The organism is Pedobacter paludisoli (genome assembly GCF_052344095.1).
Lineage (GTDB): Bacteria > Bacteroidota > Bacteroidia > Sphingobacteriales > Sphingobacteriaceae > Pedobacter.
This window is the reverse complement of sequence record NZ_CP179926.1, coordinates 4275865-4290439: the sequence shown is the minus strand read 5'-3', so window position 1 is coordinate 4290439 and position 14575 is coordinate 4275865. Positions and strand designations below refer to the sequence as shown.

General features: G+C 35.8%; 13 protein-coding genes. 4 read left to right on the top strand and 9 right to left on the bottom strand.

The genetic code is table 11. From position 1 onward, the window contains the following. Positions 1–179: 179 nt before the first annotated feature. The 5 genes from ACJVDK_RS17635 to ispG form a co-directional block, all read right to left on the bottom strand. Positions 180–1436 (bottom strand): DUF4369 domain-containing protein, encoded by a 1257-nt coding sequence (locus ACJVDK_RS17635; RefSeq protein ID WP_443937980.1) that lies wholly within the window; start codon positions 1434–1436, stop codon positions 180–182. A 60-nt stretch (positions 1437–1496) separates the two neighbouring features. Next, the gene (locus ACJVDK_RS17630; RefSeq protein WP_443937979.1) at positions 1497–1727 is read right to left on the bottom strand and encodes a hypothetical protein; all 231 of its coding nucleotides are present in this window, start codon (positions 1725–1727) and stop codon (positions 1497–1499) included. Positions 1728–1858: 131 nt separating this feature from the next. Next, positions 1859–3430, bottom strand: coding sequence for a vitamin K epoxide reductase family protein (locus ACJVDK_RS17625; protein WP_443937978.1), 1572 nt, complete (start codon positions 3428–3430; stop codon positions 1859–1861). Between the two features lie 813 nt (positions 3431–4243). Beyond that, positions 4244–5518 (bottom strand): mechanosensitive ion channel family protein, encoded by a 1275-nt coding sequence (locus ACJVDK_RS17620; RefSeq protein WP_443937977.1) that lies wholly within the window; start codon positions 5516–5518, stop codon positions 4244–4246. A 60-nt stretch (positions 5519–5578) separates the two neighbouring features. Then, positions 5579–7546 carry a (E)-4-hydroxy-3-methylbut-2-enyl-diphosphate synthase gene (gene ispG / locus ACJVDK_RS17615; RefSeq protein WP_443937976.1) on the bottom strand — a complete coding sequence of 656 codons (1968 nt, stop codon included), beginning with the start codon at positions 7544–7546 and terminating at the stop codon, positions 5579–5581. Positions 7547–7702: 156 nt separating this feature from the next. Here ispG and ACJVDK_RS17610 point away from each other — a divergent pair, with 156 nt between their 5' ends. After that, a complete protein-coding gene (locus tag ACJVDK_RS17610; protein ID WP_443937975.1) occupies positions 7703–8899 on the top strand; it encodes an ATP-binding protein in 1197 nt (398 codons plus the stop codon). A 72-nt stretch (positions 8900–8971) separates the two neighbouring features. Here ACJVDK_RS17610 and ACJVDK_RS17605 read toward each other — a convergent pair whose 3' ends face one another. Genes ACJVDK_RS17605 through ACJVDK_RS17590 form a run of 4 tightly spaced genes read right to left on the bottom strand, consistent with a single transcriptional unit; the run spans position 8972 to position 11969 of the window. Beyond that, positions 8972–9574 carry an RDD family protein gene (locus ACJVDK_RS17605; RefSeq protein WP_443937974.1) on the bottom strand — a complete coding sequence of 201 codons (603 nt, stop codon included), beginning with the start codon at positions 9572–9574 and terminating at the stop codon, positions 8972–8974. Positions 9575–9626: 52 nt separating this feature from the next. Then, positions 9627–10604 carry a LiaF transmembrane domain-containing protein gene (locus ACJVDK_RS17600; RefSeq protein WP_443937973.1) on the bottom strand — a complete coding sequence of 326 codons (978 nt, stop codon included), beginning with the start codon at positions 10602–10604 and terminating at the stop codon, positions 9627–9629. 5 nt (positions 10605–10609) lie between these two features. After that, entirely contained in the window at positions 10610–11263 is a 654-nt protein-coding gene (locus ACJVDK_RS17595) for a PspC domain-containing protein (protein WP_443937972.1), read from the bottom strand. A gap of 16 nt (positions 11264–11279) precedes the next feature. Next, positions 11280–11969: an SDR family NAD(P)-dependent oxidoreductase gene (locus ACJVDK_RS17590; protein ID WP_443937971.1), complete on the bottom strand. Its 690-nt coding sequence runs from the start codon at positions 11967–11969 to the stop codon at positions 11280–11282. Between the two features lie 146 nt (positions 11970–12115). On the opposite strand from ACJVDK_RS17590, the gene ACJVDK_RS17585 reads away from it, so the two are divergent. Genes ACJVDK_RS17585 through ACJVDK_RS17575 form a run of 3 tightly spaced genes read left to right on the top strand, consistent with a single transcriptional unit; the run spans position 12116 to position 14544 of the window. Next, the gene (locus ACJVDK_RS17585) at positions 12116–12850 is read left to right on the top strand and encodes an MlaE family ABC transporter permease (protein ID WP_443937970.1); all 735 of its coding nucleotides are present in this window, start codon (positions 12116–12118) and stop codon (positions 12848–12850) included. Further along, positions 12850–13602 carry an ABC transporter ATP-binding protein gene (locus ACJVDK_RS17580; protein WP_443937969.1) on the top strand — a complete coding sequence of 251 codons (753 nt, stop codon included), beginning with the start codon at positions 12850–12852 and terminating at the stop codon, positions 13600–13602. The genes ACJVDK_RS17585 and ACJVDK_RS17580 overlap by 1 nt, the downstream gene beginning before the upstream one ends. A gap of 60 nt (positions 13603–13662) precedes the next feature. After that, positions 13663–14544 (top strand): class I SAM-dependent methyltransferase, encoded by an 882-nt coding sequence (locus tag ACJVDK_RS17575; RefSeq protein ID WP_443937968.1) that lies wholly within the window; start codon positions 13663–13665, stop codon positions 14542–14544. Positions 14545–14575 lie beyond the last annotated feature (31 nt).

Genomic DNA, 14575 nt, shown 5'->3' with positions numbered 1-14575 from the left:
AAAAAAACGGCGAAATACCTTTGATATTATCATAGGAGATTAGTATGTGTATGTTTTCTTTTTGGACGCCATGCTTTGACAAATTGTGCAAGAGCAACTCTAATTGCCATAAGAAATAATAAGTGTCAGGTTGAGCAGAGAGAAATAACATTGAGCGTTTTTATATTCTTGGTCGAGAATTACTTTTCATCATTATAAAGTTCTTTAAGTTTCTCTTCTAATCCAACGATCTGGTTTTGTAGATTGATTCTATCAAATTTAGCTATAAAGGCTCCCTTATTATCAAATAACATCAGTGTAGGTATCGTTACCACATTCCATCTCTTTAGTAAGGGTATTTTCTCCATATTTTGGAGATCCTCAAGGGTTAATAATCTATTTGGAAGATCGATTAAATTTATAAACTGGTCATATCCGTGCTCGTAAATCGCAGGAAGCCAGTCTTTTCTGTTTCTATCTGTAGAAATTGCAATAACTTTAAGGCCTTCTTTAGCATAAAGATTGGCTATTTTTTTAACATGTGGGTTCGATTTAATACATGGCAGGCACCAACTGGCCCAGAAATCAATGAGGGTGAATTTCTTACCCAACATTGTGCTTATATCACGCAGCTGGTTTTTATCATCGCTTAAAATAATTGGTTCATTCTTGATGTTGACCTTTGAGGTTGCAATACTTTCCCTTGTCAGTCGATCATTGATTCCCTTAAAATTATCTATTCCTAGAGGACTTTCTTTAACTTTTTTGCTGAAACTATTGAAAGTACTCAAAATCAATGTAGTTGGAATCGAAGATTGGCCTATATAAGGATAAAACAAATAAGGACTTGCGTATGATTTTGGATGATTTGCAATAAAATTTAGGATTTTATTATCTTTTTCTTTAATAGTTAATACCACTAACCTCTGGATACTATCTCTTTTTTTTCCAAAAAAAGTAATCGAATCTTTTAATGCAATGGTATTTATCTTTTTTGTATAATATGCTCTTCTTTCAAGAAGAATCTCTAAATCATCCTTTTGCTCTTTATATTGCGATTTGAGCAAGTTCAATTCGTCTTGCGTGGCAGAACCGCTAATTTTTGCATTGGAAAAAGCATCCTCAGTTAAAGAAATAGCTATTTTACCAGGTTCGATAAAGAACCTGCATGTGTTTGGATCTTCAAATTTGTTAGTCTTAACATTTCCTGTGATGACCGCAAGAGTAGGCTCTTTGATATCTCCTTTGAAATTAAATTTGCCTCCTTCAACAATACAAGTATCTGAAATATTCATTCCCATACTACTTTTGAACCGAAGTATAAGTGAATGCGTATCTTTTGCGCTAATTTCACCTTCTATTTCAAAACTATAATACTCCTTCTGTGCAAAGCAAGCAGTTTGAAAGAAGTTGATTACTATCAAAATCGAGAAAAGTTGAAGGATTTTGTTTTGCATGGAAAATGTAAAAGTGATTAGATAATAGGTTAAATTTTGCCGGAAATTCCGGCAAAATTATTAGATAGCAGGTCCGCACTCACCTGGAGAGGTTGGTTCTCCCCCAACATTTTTACACTCTGGGCAACCATCTGCTTTTTGACAATCATCGCTATTATTGCAAGATACTTGTTCCAAACAGCCTGTGCTGCTAGTATCTAAATTAAAGCCCCCTAGCACGTTTTTGAGCTGACTCCTAGTAAGGATTTCCCCTTCCTCAAGAAATGCTTTTTTTAGAATGAGTTTTTTCATTGTAAGTTCTATTTTTTATTTAGGTAATAATCACATAAGCCCGATTATTTAGACTAAGCAATTTTATAACTTGCTCAGGTTATTAGCAGTCTGTTTGCAACCAGAAATGCTCATTGTACAATGGCCACTGTTTAAAACACAAGATGCTCCACATCATCCAATTTATAGGGAGTGATTATTCGCTTGCCATTAATGAAAAATGTTGGTGTACGGATGATGTTTGCTTGATATAGCCATTCGTTTTGAATTGGTCCAATTCTAGGCATTTTAGAATTATGTCCAATAGGATATTTTTTTTGAAGAATATCTATTTTATGACCATTACTATACCAGTCCTCGATTGCTCTTAAGATGACTTTGGTGTTCTCTTCTTTAAGACTCAATTCCTTTAAATGCTCGATAGCCTTGATTCTTGGATCATTCAAATACGAGGAGACTGTAAAGATTATTTTTAATCGGAGATCGTCCCTTATTTCTAGCCATCTTGTAAGTTTCTTATGAGCATCACCACAAGGGTTGCAATACAAGTTACTAACCATCGTAATAACTGTTTTAGCCAAAGGATTCCCAATTTCAATAGAAACAAGATCTTCGGGTAATTCAATTGAAGGAGATAGATTTAGATATTTTTCAAAAAGCAAAGTATTATTCTTAAACTGATTTAATTCTTGTTTTAAAAAATTTACTTGGTAGGCTTTAGTTATGAAAGGCTTCAACAAAGCCCAAAGTACAGAGGATGCTACAAAACTTAAGACAATGATTAAAAGAGAATTTGCATTAGAAAAGAAATTTAGGAAAGTTCCTGCAAAGAATGAAAATAAGACTTCCAACCAGATAATAACTTGTATTGAACAACAAAGTACGCACCAGTTTTTGTTTTTTAATTGGTACGAGATAGAGTAAATCGAGTACGGGATACACGCCAAGGATAACCAAGATAAGACCTTCGACGTTTCAGGGGCGATTATCAAGGCAATCATAGTAAAACTGAAATATATAAGTCCAACTTCGCTCCAACTCAACCAGTCCGTTATATTTGCCGCGGATGATTTTAATATTTTATTGCATCCATTTTTCTTCCCTATTCCGCATAGATTTTCAATAAAGGGATTTTTAGCGTCAAGGGTGATTGAAACCAAAAAAATACTAATTACAAATCCAATAATTTTTAAAACTAATATGGGTAAAATAGCTGCTTTTAACAATTGATCGCCACTAAAAAAGTATATAAAATAGCATAATACGAAAATGAATAATGGCAATTTTATCTTGATAAAGAAATTCAATAGTTGACTTTGGAAATAAAGGCTTTCGCCGCTTTCTTGATCTTTTTCGGCATACAATGCAATGCCATCCCATTCTGCATAAAAATCATCCTTAGGTATGGATTTATTTCCTCGTTTTCCATCTTTGTAATAAATTTTATCATTTGTAGAGCTAGTCACCACTATAAACTGTCCAAGTCCATGCGAACTTAGTCGGCAAATCAAAGGGAATGGTAGATCTATTTTTTTATTATCTTGAAGCTGTTTTTGAAACGCGATGTTTGGAACCTTGAAATGTGTAAGGGCGTCAGACATACTTAACATACTTGGATAATGGGGGTGGGAAAGCAAATACTTGTTTAGAGAATATTTACTAACCGGTATTTTTAATTCTTTAGCAAGACAATTAATTACAGACGAGCAGTTTATATTAGTCATTTTGAGCATGTATTAGTGATTTCTATATGTCTCTTTTACTCCTAATGTATATCATTATTGGCAGAATATTAAGAAATTTATTTACACAAACGTTTGTCAATTTTATAAGATTTCGATACACTTAAATGCCTATAGTGTATGACAACACGTTGTTCTTTATTAAAAATTTTAAGTTTTTATTTTTTTTTTAGGACAAACGTTTGACAAATCAATTCTCAAATCATTTTTTTATTATTACACACTTTCAAGTATTATTAATTAGTCTATTTTTTTGCTGATTATTTAATAATTAAGTGATTTTGCTGAAATCATTCCTGGACGGTAATTCCCTCTCCCATATTAACCACCATATAGGGGGATTCCCATTTTTATACCTTATATTTATTCTGTTCTTTTAGTGATTTTTTGATATCTTTCTTTGTTTTTTAAAATGTTACACGAAAATTTCTTGAAGCTGCAGCCTATCTTCAAAAAACTAGTTTGATTTTTTTATCTATAAATCTAAAGAAACTCCGTTTTGCATTGCATTTCGGATATTTGTTTATTTGCCACCTCTCTAGTATCTGTTATTCGAACTATTGACTTCATTTTTGACCATGAAATAAGATTATCAATAAACTCTGCTTTAAAAGGATTGGGCTGCGAAATGATTTTTGAAGAAAAGACATATCGAGCACATTGAAAAAACAACTGTTGTGTTAAAAAATCAGCTGGCTGTTAAAAGCGGGAGTACGTATAAAGATCAGCTCAATAGCCTAACCAATCCGTTGTTGCCCGCTAAATAAAAACAGGCAAGCCATTCATTAATCCATGTTAATGTGGGTTTCTGTTCACAAAATTCCGCATATCGCTGCCGCTAGGATTTTGGAAAATTTCTAAATCAAAAAACGGTACTGCGGCCAATAAATGGTCGAAAATATCGGCAGCTATTTCCTCAAAGCGTTTTAAGCCTTTCTCTTTTGAAAACACATATACCTCGAGGGGAAGTCCGTTTTCGGTTGCTTGTAATTGCCGTACCATGAAGGTTAATTCTTGGTTTAAATGCGGATTACTTTCCAGATATTTTTCTGCATAAATACGGAAGGTCCCGATATTGGTCATGTGTCTACCGTTAATCAAATTATTTGGATTTACTGTATTTTCAGCATTATATTGTTGAATATATTGCTCTGTTTCAGTTAAATAATCTTTTAAAAAATCAATGGTTTTTAATCGGGCAATTAATTCCTCATCACAAAATTTGATGCTCGAAATATTGATATTAATGGGACGTTTAATTCTTCTTCCTTCACTTTCCTCCATCGCCCGCCAATTTTTAAACGACTCGCTTACAATAGCGTAACTTGGTACAATGGTTACCGTTTTATCCCAATTTCTTACTTTTATGGTGGTTAAATTAATTTCGGTTACTTCGCCGTCGGCGCCGTATTTTTCAACAGTTATCCAATCGCCTACCCGAACCAAATCAATTGCACTCATTTGAACGGAAGCCACAAAGCCTAAAATTGGGTCTCTAAACACCAAAATTAACACCGCAGTTACGGCACCAAAACCTCCAAAAACATACAAAGGCGATTGCCCTAAAACAATGGACAGGATTAACACAAAACCAATGATGTAAATGATAATTTTGGTTACTTGTTTGTAACTTCTTACCGGCTTATCGGCATACTGTTTAGAATCTTCCATAATGAAGACCACTGCATTTAAAAATGCATTGATGGCAAACATTACGGCTAAAACAATATAGATTTTGGCAATAACCAAGGCGTAAAAAAGCCAAATTGGAAAATACAAAAAGATATACGGAACCGCGTGATAGATGATATAAGCACCAAAAATAAGTGCAAAAGCCCTAAAAACCCGGTACTTTAATAACGCATCTTGCCAATTAGACTTGGTTTTTGCACTTTTTGCCACGAGGATAAAAATATGCCGCGTAACGAGAATGGTCAGGTACAAAAATATAATTACACCGAATACACTTATCAAAAAATAAGCATAGTTAAATGAGTTGCCCGTAAGACCTTTATTGCTTAACCAATTTTGTAATTCGAGAAAAAATGACTGGAATTCAGGGATAATCATAAAGCAATTTAAGATTTCTTTCGTAGAAAACTTGTCAATTAAAATCCTTACCGTAAAATATTATGCCTTTTCTACCCAATTACCGTCGCCTTTAATAATATCGATTAATTCATCTAACGCGAAGGCAGTTGTTACATTCTTTTTCACTACTTCTTTTCCACGGTACAAGGTAATTTTATCGGGTCCGGTGCCCACGTAGCCATAATCGGCATCGGCCATTTCACCAGGGCCATTCACAATGCAGCCCATTATCCCAATCTTAATTCCTTTCAAATGATCGGTACGTGAACGAATTAATTGGGTTGTTTCTTGCAAATCGAACAGGGTTCGACCGCAGCTTGGGCACGATATGTATTCAGTTTTACTTATTCGTGTTCGGGTAGCCTGTAAAATCCCAAAGCTAGTTGCATTTAACAACGCTAAATTATGTCCGGCTGCATCCATCCAAACACCATCGCCAAAACCATCGGTTAATAGCGCGCCTAAATCGGTAGCGGCATATAACATCAAATCATCGGCAGACACATTCCTGTACGTTCGCTTTATGATGACCGGTAAGGTGCATTTCTGTTGTTGTAGCGCTACAAAAAAGCTGCGCTGCTCAGCCATCCCATGTAGGGAATTAGTTTCTAAAATCAACACCACCGTTGCATCAAATTGGTTAAAATCAATTTCAGCCCCCTCAGCTGCATTTACTTGCACAAAATTGAGGGTTTCATCTTTTTTATCAGCTTTGCCAAATGCTTCCAATGAAAAAAGTGGGTGTGTATTGTTTTTATCGGCCAATGTTAACCAAGTCGCGTAATTATAGATTTGCTTTAAATTACCTGGAAAAGAAAACGAAGGCAGTTGGTCGCCCAAGAAAGCCAAATCGCAGGCTTGATCGGCCAAATTATATTTATCTAATGCAGCGCTATATTGGTATCCAACAGCATTTAAAAAATAAGGGTCTTTTAAATTTTCTTGTGCTACATCAATCATCACCACAGGGTGATAATGACCTCCGATATGTTGTACCGGATTACTTACCCGACGGTTGTATTCGTACGGCGAATAGGTTTGAGCAGAAAGTGGAATGGCTAGTTTTTCAACTGTTTCGGTCGCTGTTTTCTGTGCTCTTAACGCATAACGATCGGCTAGAGCTTTTGCTACGGGCGCTTCAAATTCAGGGTCCTCGGTTAAAGAAACCCGTATGGTATCGCCTAATCCATCTTCCAATAACGTTCCAATACCAACGGCAGATTTAATTCTTCCATCTTCTCCATCGCCTGCCTCAGTAACGCCTAAATGCAAAGGATAATTCATCCCCTCTTTCACCATAGTTTCTACCAGCAAACGATAGGCTTGTACCATCACTTGGGTATTGCTGGCTTTCATTGAAATAACCAAATTGTAATAATTTTGGTCTTCGCACATGCGGATAAATTCCATGGCCGATTCAACCATTCCGCGTGGAGTATCACCGTAATGACTCATGATACGATCTGATAAAGAGCCGTGGTTGGTACCAATGCGCATAGCGGTGCCGTATTCTTTACAGATTTTTACCAGCGGGATAAATTTCTTATAAATACGCTCCAACTCGGCATCGTAAGTGGCTTGGGTATATTCTAAATTTTCAAACTTTTTTTTATCAGCGTAATTTCCGGGATTTACACGTACTTTTTCTACAATTCGTGCGGCCATTTCGGCGGCATTCGGTGTAAAATGAATGTCGGCAATTAAAGGAACGTTGTATCCTCGGTAGCGCAATTCCTTTTTGATATTGGCTAAATTTTCAGCTTCTTTAATGCTTGGTGCAGTAATGCGCACATATTCGCAACCCGACTCTACCATGCGAATGGTTTGCTCTACCGTGGCCAGCGTGTCCATGGTATCGGTGGTGGTCATACTTTGAATCCGTATTGGATTATGCCCTCCCAAGGCAATATCGCCAATCGTTACTTCCCTGGTTAAAAACCGTGAATATTGCTTTAAATTCGTGCAATATCCCCCCTCTAAAACTTGCTTTACCGATAAATTTTCCATGCGTGTGCAAAGATAAGCGAAATGTTGAAATGGATGTATTTTTAAATTAACGAAAAGAAGAAAAGCATATTTTGCATCAAACAAAAAGCAAAATACACTAAAATTGCTATAAATTAATAGCAATTTTTATTAAATTTGCTATCATATCTATACAAAATGGAAAGATTAAAAAATAAATCCAATTTAATTGTACAGCAGCAAGCAATGAATATTGTTAGACCGTTAGCCAATAAAATAGATTGGAGCGATCGATTAATCAGCATATTAGGTGCAAGGGGAACTGGAAAAACAACCTTGATTTTACAGCACATTAAAGCAACCTATGGTTTAGGAGCCGAAGCGATGTACATTACCATGGATGACATTTATTTCACAGACAATAAATTATCAGACTTTGCACAAGAATTCAGGCAAAATGGTGGTAAAATTTTATTTATCGATGAAGTACATAAATATCCAAACTGGGCAAAGGAAATAAAAAACACATACGACTTTTACAAAGATTTAAAAATTGTATTTACAGGCTCTTCAATTATTGACATTTCAAGGCAAAACATCGATTTAAGCCGTCGTGCGGTGCAATATGAGCTTACTGGATTATCTTTTAGAGAATTTTTAAGTTTTAGTGGCATTGCAAATTTAGAACCTGTTGCATTAAATGATTTGCTTATTAAACATGTACAACTTGTTCACGACATCATTTCTAAATTTAAGCCATTACAATATTTTAATGACTACTTGAAGTATGGATATTATCCTTTTTTTACAGAAAACAGAAATACGTATCACTTACGCTTGGAAAAAGTGGTCAGATTAATTATTGAAGAAGATTTACAGTTCATAGCCGGCTTTAATCCGCATCACTCGCGAAAAATTCGCCAACTGCTTTACATTTTATCAACCAATGTCCCGTTTAAGCCTAATATCAGCAGTTTGAGCGAAAAAACAGGCATTAGTCGTAATATGATTGTGGAATATCTATACTGCCTGAACCATGCGAAATTAATTAATTCGCTTACGGCAGCTGGAAAAAGCATCAGTACTTTACAGAAGCCAGATAAGATATTTTTAGAAAACACCAATTTATCGTTTGCATTGAGCCCCGACAATACGGATAAAGGGTCTTTAAGAGAAGCGTTTTTTATGAATCAACTCAAAAATGCGGGTCATGAAATTAATTTACCATTAAAAGGTGATTTTTATGTGAATGACAAATTCACGTTCGAGATTGGGGGCAAAGGAAAATCTACCAAACAATTAACGGGCATCGAAAATTCCTTTATTGCTATGGACGATATGGAAGCAGGAATAAACAATAAAATTCCGCTTTGGATGTTTGGGTTGCTCTATTAGTTTTAACGATAATTTCTCCCGGTCAGTAAGAATAGCTTTCAAAACGAATCTCCAATAAATTAATTAACCAATTTATATCAACCTATCCTTAATAACCAGTGTTTCGGCAGCGATATCGTGCCAACATTGATTCTTTTTATTAAGAAAGCTATAGAGGTAGCCAAAAAAAGCAGGCAAAACGGAAAAGATTTTGGCCAAATTTCGACCCATGGATTTCCCCATAGAAATACGGCTCCCTTCCATATCGGTCACTTTAATGCTTACTAGTCTTTTACCGATACTAGCTTGTGCCGAAGATGCTTCTGCCAAAATACCGTATACTGTTTTTATCACTAGAATGGACGGTAATGGAAGTAAAAATGCCATTAATCGCTCATCTTTCCCCTCAATAAAAGCAAAACTGATTAAAATTACGATGCAGTAGAGTAAAAAAATAAAAAAGAAATCGATTACCGAAGCCAATAACCGCTGGTCAAAAGAAGCAAAATATTGTGGAGCTGTTTTTATAAAACTAAAACCAAGAAGCTCACGCAATTCAGGAATTGCATGAGCTTCTTTATAGTCGTCCATTTCGGGTGTACGCACAAAAGTATGGGGCGTAATAGACAATCCTTTTAATTCACTTAACGTATAAGGACCTTCCGGCTTTCCATTGATAACAACTGTGTATTTCATTTTGAGTTTAAAGAGAATGCATCTGCTTAAATCCTTTGGGAATAAAGCAAGGTTACTCGTATCTATTTACCTCAAAGTTACTCAATCCTCCGTCTAAATATATAAATACTTTTTTGGTGGATGTTTTATAGTTTACGCTTTCATAAACGCCTTCGCTAATTTTATTAAAACCATCGAAATCTTTAGATGACAAACCTGTTTTGGTTTTAATGCGACAACCCACACTAGAAGGAATGTTAATTTTCACATCGGCTAAACCCGATTTCACAACTACATCGCTAATAGGCAATAAAGCTCCCACTTTTAAATCCACATCGGCTGCACCACCATCAAAACGAAACGATCGTATTTTAAAATCACTAAAATCCAAATCAGCGGCTCCCGCGCCTAAGTTCATTTTCAAGTCCCAAACAGGTGCTGGATTCAATTCAAATTTTACATCATTGTCGCCATCAAAATTGAATTTATTTTTTTTACCGCCCATTTTTAAGCTCAGCACGGTTGCAGAATCGGTGTCACGTTTATTTAAATAAAAACCAGCACGATTATTTTCTACATCGGCTTTTACAAACTCTTCTGTAGAGCCATTTGTTTTAAATGCAACACCTCCTCCAGAAATTTCCAAAACTGCTTTTTTCAGGGTATCCACATCACTAAAAGGAATCGACATCACCGCATTTGATTTATCCACTTCGTTATCATTATGCTCGTCATCTGTATCCGGCATATCAAACTCTTCTTTGAAAAAAACACGTGGTGGTTCATTGTGCCAAAAGAAACTTCCTCTTGGTTGTTGTCCTCTAAAGAACAAAAATGCTAAGGCGCAAACTAAAATAACTAATGATATGGCATGGCCTTTTTTTGATTCACCTTTATTAAACAACAGATTAACACCTCCTATGATTAAAAACACTGGCCAAAAACGCCATACATTGGACCAATAAAAATTGATTACGCCAAAATTTTCTAAAAGAAGTACGCCGCCTATAAAAAGGAGCAAAATACCCCAAATTAATCTATCTAATTTCATATTATTTATACTTGAGGGTCTTGATTTGAAGAATTATTTTCGGCTTCAGGAGCATTATTTACCACTTCCGAAGCACTATCTGTTGCTTTTTGTTCGGGTTGAGCATTTTGTTGTTTTTGCCAATCTGCCCATTCATTTTTCCGTTTTGATTTGGAAATCACTACCAAACCAATGGCAATTAAAGCAATTGGCCATAAAACTTTAAAAAAGTTTCTAAACGTAAACCAAAAGGGAATAATCTCTAGCTCACGCATCATCAAAATACAACCCAGTACCAATAAAATCATCCCGGCAATTGATCGACTACTATCGTTTGATTTATTAAAAGATTTAAAATCAGGTTGCGTTTCGAAAGGCGTTTTTTGTGTCCCTTCATTAACTGGCTGCGTCCAATTCGGCGTTCCAAAACCCGGTGGATTTGAAAATGGATTGGAATCAGGTTGATTAAAAAAAGTATTAAACGTTTCTATATGTTTTTTTGTAGGCGTTACGGCCCATAGAACTAAGTAGGCTATTAAGCCTCCGCCAGCCATAAAAACCGCTGCCAGTACAAATAACAATCGAACAATGGTAACCTCAATCCCCATATACTCTGCTAAGCCCGATGCTACACCGGCTATCATCTTGTCATGCTCGTTTCTATAAAGTGTCTTTTGCATATCTTGAGAATTTAAATTAAAAATTAAGCGGTGTTAGAGTTACTTCATCAACGTTTACACCTTTACTTAAAGTTAAAATGGTGTATAAAGTTTCGGCTATATCCTCAGGCTGCACAAATTTTTCATTCGGGATGGTGGTTCCTTCCCAAGAAGAAGTTAATGTTGAACCGGGCAAAAACGCCGTTACCTTTACGTGATGCGGAGCTAATTCTTGCCGCAATACATGATTAAGACTCAACATCGCTGCTTTTGTTACACTATAACTTCCAGCATTTTGTACGGGTGCTTTACTAGCTACTGAGCATATGTTAAAAATATGCCCTGATTGGACTTCGCGCATCTTTTTGCCAAAAAATTTACTAAAATAATAGGCCGCATTTACATTGATATATTGCTGTTTTTCAAATACTTCATCAGCTTCATCAAGCAGACTCCCAGGCAAAAAGGTTCCAACATTATTCACTAAAACATCCACATAAAGGCTTTCCATTTCTTTTGCATATATAAAAGTTTTAACCTGTTCGATGTTTCCAAAATCAATCGAAAAAACGTTTACTTCCGTTCCATAAACCTCTAGTTCGATTTTTAGTTGCTGCAAATCAGTTAAATTTCTTGCCAATAGCATTAAATCGTATCCACTTTGTGCCAATTTTAAAGCAATGGATTTTCCAATCCCTTTGCTTGCACCGGTTATTAGCGCTTTCATATTTTATGGTTTAATTTTTGTAAGCAAAAAACCATATTTATTATTAAATCCACGAATATTTTTACAATTAACGAGGGCAACAATATTTTTATCGTTTCTTTGTAGTATTAAATATTAGAAACTTAACTTAAGCAAAAGCATACGGAATGAATTTCACCAATTTCGGCAGGTACATACTGCTGCTTAAATCTGTATTCAGAAAACCCGAAAAAATGAAAATCTATCTCAAAGAGATAGCCAAACAAATGGATTATGTAGGTGTAGGCTCATTAGGGTTAATTGCCATTATCTCTACATTTATTGGGGCAGTAATGACTTTACAGATAGCTTTCCAGTTGGTGAGCGATTTTATCCCGAAAACCATTATCGGCTCGGTTAACCGCGATTCAAGTATTTTAGAGCTCAGCCCAACCATTAGCGCCATTGTTTTAGCAGGGAAAATTGGTTCGGCTATTTCTTCTGAAATTGGATCAATGCGTGTTACAGAGCAGATTGATGCCCTTGAAATTATGGGTGTAAATGCTCCAGGATACCTCATTCTACCAAAAATTATCTCTGGAATTACCATGGTGCCTATGTTGGTAATCATTTCTATGTTTTTAAGCATTAGTGGCGGCTACATTGGCGGTTCAATTTCAGGCGCTGTTACACCAGCAGAATACATTCAAGGTATTACAACTGATTTTAACCCATACACCATTACGGTTGCCTTAGTGAAAGCATTTGTATTTGGCTTTATCATCACTTCGGTACCAGCTTACGAAGGCTTTTACGTTAAGGGGGGGGCATTAGAGGTATCGCAAGCCAGCACGCGAGCAGTTGTAATTAGCTGTATTTCGATTTTAGCATGTGATTATATTGTAACCCAATTATTATTGTAATGATAGAAATTAAAGATATTTACAAATCATTTGGTGAAAATGACGTTTTAAAAGGTATTTCTGGAACTTTTCAGGAAGGGGTTACCAACTTAATTATTGGGGGTTCAGGCTCAGGTAAAACAACGCTTTTAAAATGCATGGTGGGTTTACACAAACCCGAAAAAGGTGCTGTTTTATATGACGGTCGCGATTTCATTACCATGGATTACGATCAGCGGATCGAAGTACGTAAAGAAATTGGCATGCTGTTCCAAGGTTCTGCCCTTTTTGATAGTATGACCGTTGAAGAGAATATCATGTTTCCGCTAAACATGTTTACTGACCAATCGAGAAGTGAAAAATTAGATCGCGTAAATTTTTGTTTAGAGCGCGTTAATTTAAAAGATAAAAATAAATTATTTCCGGCAGAATTATCGGGTGGGATGAAAAAACGCGTGGGCATTGCGCGGGCTATTGCGATGAACCCCAAATACCTATTCTGTGATGAGCCGAACTCGGGATTAGACCCTAAAACGTCTATTGTAATTGATGAGTTGATTAAAGAAATTACCGAAGAATATAAAACAACTACCGTTGTGGTAACACATGACATGAACTCGGTAATGGGTATTGGCGATTACATTTTATTTTTACACGAAGGAAAAAAATTCTGGGAAGGTAACAATAAAGAAATTGCACATACGGATGTAAAAGAGCTAAACGACTTTGTTTTCGCAAGTCGATTCATGAAAGCTGCTAAAGATAAACTTTAAAAAAAGGCATATTACGAGACGAATTGCTTTCTCTTGTAAGCATGCAGGATATACAAACACATGATACAATTACTTGCACCCACACATTGGAAAGATTATGAATTAATCGATTGTGGCGATTTCGAAAAATTAGAGCGTTTTGGTAACGCTGTACTCATTCGTCCGGAGCCACAAGCCGTTTGGAAAAAAACATTATCGGAACAAGAGTGGAAAAATAAAGCAAACATTACGTTTAAAGGTCGGTCAGCTACTTCTGGTGAATGGGTAAAGAAAACAGCTTCCATTCCTGACCGTTGGCATGTAGAATACAAAAATAACGATGTTGCCATTAAACTTCGTTTAGGGTTAACGTCTTTTAAACATGTGGGCGTTTTTCCAGAGCAAGCCGTAAACTGGGATTACATTTCTTCATCAATTAAGAAATTTAAAACACCACAACCCAAGGTACTAAACTTATTTGCTTACACAGGGGCGGCATCGTTAATTGCCAATGCTGCAGGAGCAGAAACTACACACGTTGATTCCATTAAGCAAGTAGTAACATGGGCAAATGAAAACCAAGAACTTTCGGGCTTAAAAAATACCCGTTGGATGATTGAGGATGCCTTAAAATTTGTAAAAAAGGAACTGAAACGCGGCAAAAAATACAACGGAATTATCTTAGATCCCCCAGCATACGGACATGGACCCAATGGCGAAAAATGGAAATTAGAAGACCATATTCAAGAAATGATGCAAGACGTAGTGAAGTTATTGGATGAGAAAGAACATTTTTTAATCCTAAACACCTATTCACTTGGGTTTTCATCCGTTATTGTTGAAAATTTAATTAAAACATCGTTTCCACAAGTTCAAAATTTAGAGACCGGAGAATTATTTTTACAAGCCACGGCAGGAACAAAACTTCCATTGGGTGTGTTTGGGAAATTTTGCAATGTGTAAATGTTAATTACTTTATTTTGAAGTATTAAAG

What these genes read in the sequence shown, in the direction of transcription:
- ACJVDK_RS17635 (WP_443937980.1), bottom strand. Translation starts at nt 1,436, where the DNA reads ATGCAAAACAAAATCCTTCAACTTTTCTCGATTTTGATAGTAATCAAC.
- ACJVDK_RS17630 (WP_443937979.1), bottom strand. Translation starts at nt 1,727, where the DNA reads ATGAAAAAACTCATTCTAAAAAAAGCATTTCTTGAGGAAGGGGAAATC.
- ACJVDK_RS17625 (WP_443937978.1), bottom strand. Translation starts at nt 3,430, where the DNA reads ATGACTAATATAAACTGCTCGTCTGTAATTAATTGTCTTGCTAAAGAA.
- ACJVDK_RS17620 (WP_443937977.1), bottom strand. Translation starts at nt 5,518, where the DNA reads ATGATTATCCCTGAATTCCAGTCATTTTTTCTCGAATTACAAAATTGG.
- ispG (WP_443937976.1), bottom strand. Translation starts at nt 7,546, where the DNA reads ATGGAAAATTTATCGGTAAAGCAAGTTTTAGAGGGGGGATATTGCACG.
- ACJVDK_RS17610 (WP_443937975.1), top strand. Translation starts at nt 7,703, where the DNA reads ATGGAAAGATTAAAAAATAAATCCAATTTAATTGTACAGCAGCAAGCA.
- ACJVDK_RS17605 (WP_443937974.1), bottom strand. Translation starts at nt 9,574, where the DNA reads ATGAAATACACAGTTGTTATCAATGGAAAGCCGGAAGGTCCTTATACG.
- ACJVDK_RS17600 (WP_443937973.1), bottom strand. Translation starts at nt 10,604, where the DNA reads ATGAAATTAGATAGATTAATTTGGGGTATTTTGCTCCTTTTTATAGGC.
- ACJVDK_RS17595 (WP_443937972.1), bottom strand. Translation starts at nt 11,263, where the DNA reads ATGCAAAAGACACTTTATAGAAACGAGCATGACAAGATGATAGCCGGT.
- ACJVDK_RS17590 (WP_443937971.1), bottom strand. Translation starts at nt 11,969, where the DNA reads ATGAAAGCGCTAATAACCGGTGCAAGCAAAGGGATTGGAAAATCCATT.
- ACJVDK_RS17585 (WP_443937970.1), top strand. Translation starts at nt 12,116, where the DNA reads ATGAATTTCACCAATTTCGGCAGGTACATACTGCTGCTTAAATCTGTA.
- ACJVDK_RS17580 (WP_443937969.1), top strand. Translation starts at nt 12,850, where the DNA reads ATGATAGAAATTAAAGATATTTACAAATCATTTGGTGAAAATGACGTT.
- ACJVDK_RS17575 (WP_443937968.1), top strand. Translation starts at nt 13,663, where the DNA reads ATGATACAATTACTTGCACCCACACATTGGAAAGATTATGAATTAATC.